The organism is Mesorhizobium sp. M0898, from assembly GCF_040319695.1.
Classification (GTDB): domain Bacteria; phylum Pseudomonadota; class Alphaproteobacteria; order Rhizobiales; family Rhizobiaceae; genus Mesorhizobium.
Window position 1 is genome coordinate 1 of sequence record NZ_JAMYOE010000092.1, and the last position, 6,960, is coordinate 6,960.

General features: G+C 61.8%; 6 protein-coding genes. 5 read left to right on the top strand and 1 reads right to left on the bottom strand.

The window, feature by feature from the left end; all coding sequences use genetic code 11:
- The 5 genes from NKH90_RS33875 to NKH90_RS33895 all read left to right on the top strand — a co-directional run.
- A partial coding sequence (locus tag NKH90_RS33875; RefSeq protein ID WP_352823617.1) for a hypothetical protein occupies positions 1-281 on the top strand: 281 nt, incomplete at its 5' end.
- Positions 282-497: 216 nt separating this feature from the next.
- Positions 498-1,685 carry a magnesium transporter gene (locus NKH90_RS33880; protein WP_352686937.1) on the top strand — a complete coding sequence of 396 codons (1,188 nt, stop codon included), beginning with the start codon at positions 498-500 and terminating at the stop codon, positions 1,683-1,685.
- Positions 1,686-2,171: 486 nt separating this feature from the next.
- On the top strand, positions 2,172-3,446 hold the full coding sequence (locus tag NKH90_RS33885) for a tetratricopeptide repeat protein (RefSeq protein ID WP_352823619.1): 1,275 nt from the start codon (positions 2,172-2,174) through the stop codon (positions 3,444-3,446).
- On the top strand, positions 3,443-4,267 hold the full coding sequence (locus tag NKH90_RS33890) for a FecR family protein (protein WP_352686942.1): 825 nt from the start codon (positions 3,443-3,445) through the stop codon (positions 4,265-4,267). Before NKH90_RS33885 ends, NKH90_RS33890 begins: the two co-directional genes overlap by 4 nt.
- 15 nt (positions 4,268-4,282) lie before the next feature.
- Complete coding sequence (locus tag NKH90_RS33895) at positions 4,283-6,328, top strand: CHASE2 domain-containing protein (RefSeq protein ID WP_352823621.1); 2,046 nt, start codon at positions 4,283-4,285, stop codon at positions 6,326-6,328.
- A gap of 98 nt (positions 6,329-6,426) precedes the next feature.
- Here the strand turns inward: NKH90_RS33895 and NKH90_RS33900 are convergent, their stop codons facing one another.
- Entirely contained in the window at positions 6,427-6,675 is a 249-nt protein-coding gene (locus NKH90_RS33900; protein WP_352823623.1) for a hypothetical protein, read from the bottom strand.
- Positions 6,676-6,960: the final 285 nt, after the last annotated feature.

Consider the following 6,960-nt stretch of genomic DNA (forward strand, 5'->3'; position numbering starts at 1 on the left):
TCACCACCGTGCCATGGCCGCTCGCCCCTCAGAGCAAGCCCCGTTCTCTCTCCAAAACTTTTTGCAGAACCTTCAGCACACTATCAGCTAAACTATTACAGGTTCACGCAAATCACCTTGTCATCGTGGCGAATTCATCAGCCTCCAGAGCTGGAGGAACTGGCAAGATGCGCGGCATGAGGCAAATCAATTCGACCGCCGGAGGCCCTGCCGCTGCAGAGTTTCCGGGTTTGCGTTTCCTTGCTGCGGCGTGCTCGCAGATCCCAGGAAAAGACCGGTGAAGTTCGCAACACGTTGAATTCTCGGCGACACGCAGAGGTTACAGCTCGCCTTTATGTACGCCGCAACGGCTCAGATCTGTCTGGGTTCGGTCCACTCGGCGCCCGAGAGGCGAAGATTTCGGGATCGAGGCGCTTGAGCCACTGCGCGCCAGACAGAGCGATCCGATCCGTGTCATACTGTCAGGCAAGACACTAGCAATTTGGGGGCCGCAGCAAATGAAAGAAGAGAACGACGTTCAGAAGTTGGTGCGCACGCTGCGAGCTCGAGCACCTGATGACGCGGCTGAATTGCTTGCCCGAGAATCTCCCGAGTTCATCCGCGACACACTAAAGCTGTTGCCGGACGGGCACGCCCGTAAGGTGGCCGAGCATTTGCCACCGCATATGCGGCCCATCAGGTCTCATGGCGGTGGCAAGGATTTCGCGGTCCCCGACTCGCTCGTCGAGCTGATGGACCCGATTCCCGCCAGCGTTCCTGTCGCGACGACGGTTGCCGCCGCAGTGGAGGCGGTCAGACGCGCCAAGGTGCCGACCGAGCTCACTTATCTCTACGTCACGGACGAGGGCAATAAACTGGTTGGCCTGGTGGTCCTGCGCGATCTGATGCTGAGCGAAGCGGACGCGACGGTGGATCAGATCATGCTGCCCAGGCCGTTCGCCCTTAATGTCGGTCTGTCTTTGAGCGACGCCTGCAAGGCAGCAGTACGCCGTCAGTACCCTGTCTATCCGGTGGTGGATGCGGAGAACCGGCTGCTCGGGCAGGTTCGCGGCTGGCGCTTGTTCGAGCAGCAAATCATCGAGATTTCCGCCCAGTCTGGCCAGATGGTGGGTGTCCAGAAGGAGGAGCGTTCTTTTACGCCGCTGTTTTCAGCCTTCTTGAAGCGTCATCCGTGGCTGCAGCTGAACCTGCTGACGGCCTTCATGGCCGCTTTCGTGGTCAGTTCATTCACAGGCACGATCGAGAAGATCGTCGCCCTGGCGGCGTTCCTCCCGGTCTTGGCCGGGCAGAGCGGAAACACCGGCTGCCAGGCACTGGCTATGACGCTGCGTGGCCTTGCCCTGGGGGATGTGGACAAACGACCGAAGCTGCACCTGGTGATGCGGGAGGGCGCGCTCGGGATCGCCAACGGCGTGCTCGTCGGTCTTGTTGCGGCTGCGGCGATGTGGTTCTACGCCTCGCGGCAACCGGAGTCGGCGGCCCAGGCGCCCATGCTGGCACTTGTGATCCTGCTTGCCATGTCCGGATCGTGTCTCATGTCCGGAATCTCCGGCGTGCTGATCCCGTTGGGCCTGCGCCGGGTCGGCGCTGATCCGGCGGTCGCTTCGGCGATCTTCCTCACCACCGTGACCGATATTGTAGGCATGGGCCTGATGCTGGGGCTGGCCACCATGCTCGTGCTGTAGCAAGACGCGTCCGGTGACGCGTCCCTGGGAGTGGGAGGCGATAAGCTGACCTCGTCGCGTTCAACGAAACAGCAAGAGCCAGGCCGCATCGCGCACGCGTCGTGAAAAGCACCTTCCGGCAGCTCTCCGACCCCTTGCGCAACGCGACGGAAGACCTTTGGATGAGCCGTGGGTGACCTTGAAGCCTCATTCGGTGACCAGATACGCGCAGAATCGCGCGAACAATATTAATCTTGTCGGCTGTGCGATCCGCCACTGATGATGATTTGAGTTAGTTGCCACTGGTGCCGAATACTTCATTATGTACAGCAACGCTGAGAAGATGTTTTGACAACCAGCGCAACCGAAATACGAATAAACCCGATAGTTTGTTGCGCCGCTGCAACAGCTGCTGAGACTCGCATGGTCTGGTGACAGTTCAGTCGCCTTTTTCTTGGAGTCGTGCTAAATCCTTCGCACTAGTCGGGTTTGGGGTGGGTTCTCGGCATGCAATCTTCGTTTCGAACGATCTTCGGCTTCGCCGCAGCGCTGCTTGGTACCGGCGTATTGCCGGCCGGCGCACAAGGTCTTTTTACGGCATATGACGATGCGTTTTCGGCCCGCATCGCCAGTCCGGCCGACAACGGAACGCTCGCCCAGTTCGTCACAGTTGCCGTCAACGCGGGACAATACGATCAGGCGATCTCTTCAATCGAGCAGTATCTGATCAAATATCCCCGCGATGCGCGCGCCCGACTGGCCGCCAGCCGATTGTACTATCATGTCGGCTCCTATGAATTGGCCCGGCGGCAGGTGCAGTACGGCATCGAAGTCGGCGGCCTGACCGCAAGTGAGCAACAGGAAGCCGTTCGCCTGCTCGCCCGCATCGAGCGCGCGTTGCGTGGCGTCACCTGGGAACTCGCCCTGACCGGCGGCGTGTTCAGCGCATTTACCGATTTTGAGCCAGGCGGGGCGCAGAACGACGACAGCTTCGTCTCGCCCTATGGCCGGGCGGAAGGCTTTGTCCGGTGGGACCTCGGCACGCCAAGCGCCGACGCTCTCGTTCTTTCAGGCTCATTGACGGCGACACAGCGCTTTTTCACGGAAGACCTGTCGGTTCCGGGCAGCGAGAAGACTTTTATCCACGGCAACGCCGCGATCACCTGGGACAAGGGGCTGCCGAACAGTGGGATCGATTCGCTGCGCCTGTTGCTTTCGGCGTTCACAGTTACGGATCGTTTCGACAGCAATATCCACGAGACCGGCATCGGCGTCAGTGGGCGCTTTCTGGTGCGCCCGACGGTCGAGACGACGCTTTTCGCAGGCGGCGGCTACGTCGATCTAAGCGCCTCGCAAGGCATTTTCGCCGATAGCAGGGTTTTCTACGAGGCAGGCGGCAGCTACCGCTTCCGCAATGGCCAGGCGCTCGGACTGCGCTTTGTCGGCTCGAATGACTTCGCCTCCGGATCTGGCGAAATCGGCCACAGCTACACGGGCGAGGTCCGCTATGGCGGCCTGTTGATGAACGTACCGGATCTTTTCGCATGGTCGCACCAGATCGCCTTTTCGGCCGGCCACAGCAACACTCCCGATCTGTCCGTCGGCATCGGCACAAATATCAAGAGCGACTTCTGGCGCATTGCCTCGGAAAGCGATTTTCAGCTGACGGAGGCGCAGAAGGTCAGCGTCGATCTCGCCTATCGCGAAACCAACTTCGACATCGCCAACCGCGACCGAAAATCGTTCGAAATGCTCATGAGCTATACGTTGACGCTCAATTGAAAGAGGCCGCGATGAGGACCCCGTACCGTCAGATCGCCATTTTTATCGCCTGCCTTGCCTTCGCGGCACCATCCGCCGCTGAGACGGTCGGGTCGATGACGGCCTACCAGACCAACATCGTCCGCAACAACGGCGGGACAATGAACGTGGGGGCCGGCGTCGAACTCGGTGACCAGCTACGCAGCAATCCCACTGGTCTTGGAATGCTGGTGTTCCGGGACGAATCGAGCGCCAAGATTGGTCCGAACACCAGCCTGACGATCGACGAGTTCGTCTATAATCCGGGCTCCGGATCGGGAAAGATCGACATCGGGATGAACAGCGGTCTGGCCCGTTTCTATGGCGGCCAGGTTTCGAAAGGCGGCGTCATGCAGGTTGCGACGCCGCATATGGTGCTCGGGGCGAGAGGCGGCATCATCGAAGTGCTGGTGGCAGCCGGCCAGACCGTGGGCATTCTGCGCGCCGGCCGCATGACCTGCACGATCAATGGCAAACGGCTGGTCATCACAAACCCGGGCTACGCCTGCACATCGGAAGATGGCAAGCTGCTGACCGGCTACGGCGGAATCGACACCTTCCCGATATTGGACAGCATCGACCGGATTGCCGGCACCGGCTTGCCAGGCGCACCGGGTCCGGGATTGGACGTAAGCGCACTTTGTGCGTCGGCACTCGGCGGCTCGCTCAAAATCTGCGACTCCACCGACGGCGCATTGCCAGGAGTGGTCATGGAGTTCCCCGACACCCCAACGCCACCCGTGGGCGGCGGCGTGAATAAGGGCGAGTGCCAGGGTGAGGGTTGCTGCTACTACTGCGAATAGGCTTGGCCGCACGACATGAGCCTCTTGGTCGGTTGGCGCTGGGCTAATTGGCGGCAAGCTGCCAGGAGTAAAATATCCGGCCTTTTGGTCGTGCTCCTGCTGCTCGCTTGCCATTTGGCTTTCGACGGGCCGCTGTCGCGCCTGCGTGAGCGGACGTACGACTTCTACCAGTTTCTCGCTCCGCGCCAGGCGACGAGCAATCCTGTCGTGATTGTCTCGATAGACGACGCCAGCCTCAAGGCACATGGGCGATGGCCCTGGAACCGGGGCCTCTTGGCCGATCTGGTCGATGGCATCACCAAGTCCGGCGCCGCGGTCATCGGGCTTGCGCTGGTGCTGCCCGAGGCCGACACCTCGCCTGAGGGCATCGCCGGAGACAAGCGCCTGGCAGCGGCGCTGGCCAAAAATCGAACGGCGCTTGCTGTCAGCCTGGGCAATGAGGCGACGGTTTCAGAAGCAGGGCCCAAAGCCGGCTGGTCGATCGTCGGGCAGGTACCAGACACACTTCCCGGCTTCCGCGGCCTGACCGGCTCGCTTGCCGAATTCTCCAACGCCGCCGCGGGCCTCGGCGTAATTCGCACCTTGCCCGATCCCGACGGCGTACTGCGCCATGTGCCGCTGCTGTGGCTTCGCAATACCGCTCAAGGCGTGCAGCTGTGGCCGTCCTTCGCGCTCGAGCTTCTGCGCCTTTACGCCGGGCAGGACGGCTACATAGCCCGGATGAATGCCGCCGGGTTCGACGCACTCAGGATGGCCGGCGCCATCGTGCCGCTCGAGCCGGAGGGGAGCATCCGCCTGTGGGAAACCGCCACGGATACGCCGCGTATATCTGCCAGCACTATCCTTTCGGGCGGCAGTGATCCGCGGCTGCGGGACGCCATCGCCATTGTCGATCTGTCGGCCGTGGGACTGACGCAGTACCTGCCCACCCCGACACGTCCAGCGCGACCAGGCGCGGACATCCACGCCGATGCAATCGGCCAGTTGCTTGCCGGGCGCTATCTGGCAGAGCCAACGCATGCGCGCACGGTGGAGCGGCTCTGGTTTGTCCTCAGTGCCGTCATTTTCATCGGACTTTCCGGAGTGCTCGCCGGGCGTGTCGTGCTTGGTGCCCTGGCTCTCGTGCTGCTTGCCGTCACGCCGTTCGTGTTCGGCGCTCTCGAATACAGCCTGCAGGGTGCACTCTATGACCCGCTGCAGCCGGCGCTTGCGACGATCCTGGTAGCCGGCTTCGAAGGCTATGTTCTCTACAGGCGCAGCGAGCAGCGCCGCTCCACCCTGGCACGGCAGTTCGCCCAGTATCTGTCGCCTTCCGTGGTGCAGCGCCTCGCAAGCTCGGACACCGAAGCGATCCTGTCCGGCGAGAAGCGCGAGATCACGATCCTGCTCAGCGACATACGCGGCTTCACGACGATGAGCGAACAACTCGACACCCAGGAAATCGCAAAGGTGGTCAACCACTTCCTCGGCATTGCGACCGATGAGATCCTCAAGCGCGACGGCACCATCGACAAGTTCATGGGCGACGCGGTGCTGGCCTTCTGGAACGCGCCGCTTGATCAGCCGGACCATCGCGAGCGCGCGCTCGACGCGGGCCTTGCCCTGATCGAACGGGTGAAGCGTGAAGACGCCGCCTTCAGCGCGGACGGCCACCCCTCCATCGCAATCGGCGTCGCCATCGAGACGGGCATTTGCTCGGTAGGCAATTTCGGCTCCGAACGGCGTTTCGATTACACCGCGATCGGCTCTCCGGTAAACCGCACGGCTCGGCTCGAGTCGACGACCAAGAAGCTGGGCATCCCCCTGGTGCTTGGTCCCGGCTTTGCGGCAGGAGCGCCGATGCCGGTCGTCCAGGCGGGCGCCTTTGAGCTCCAGGGTTTCAAGGGCGAGGTGCCGGTTTTCACAGTTCCGGAGATGCAAGCTGCTCACCAAGGTATGAGCCGCGAAGTGGAGAGCCAACGTGGTGAGCAATCTGGCGCCCCTGCCGTGGTGGTTGGTTCGCCGCCATCCGTGCAAATGGCACCGCCTGATCTTGCACCCCGAACCCGAAGCACACGCTGACCGAATCCAGCGGATCGCGGGTGCCGACCTGCTTTGTGAACTAATACTGCTGGGGAGGCCTAGGTGTCATCAAACGGCCCTTTAATTGCGGGTGGCTGTCAATCCGGATCAGCGCGACAGCCGATGAGACGCGGATAGACGGCGAAGGGATCCGTCGAGGTAACCCCGGCAATGATTGTCGAGGCCGCCGAATTTTCGAGCGAGAAGATAGGCCGTGTTATCCAGTTCACCACGAATGGCAGCACGGCTTTGTTGAGTTCGCCGGCGCCATCATGTGGAGGCAGCGCGTGGTTCAGATTGTTTATCCTCGCCGCCGGATCATGCGCTCGGGATGTTCCCAAGAGCATCCAGCCGTAGCACTCCCAGAGCTGCCCTAACGAGAGAGTTCGCTGGGCCGGGATTATGGCCGTTATGAACCTGACGCAATCGATGCAGCTGGCGCTGGCCTCGTCGGGCGCGTGGGCGGTCTATCGACATCAATCGGTCGCCGCGGATGTTGGGATGCGCATGCGTCGGCGCACGTAGCGTCGATACGCCTTGGGCATGCGGGCGTTGACAGTGACATGGCCGGAGCGACGTGTTTCAGACGCCGAGCAATTCCAAGGACTGAGCACCAGAACCGACCCTCCCGA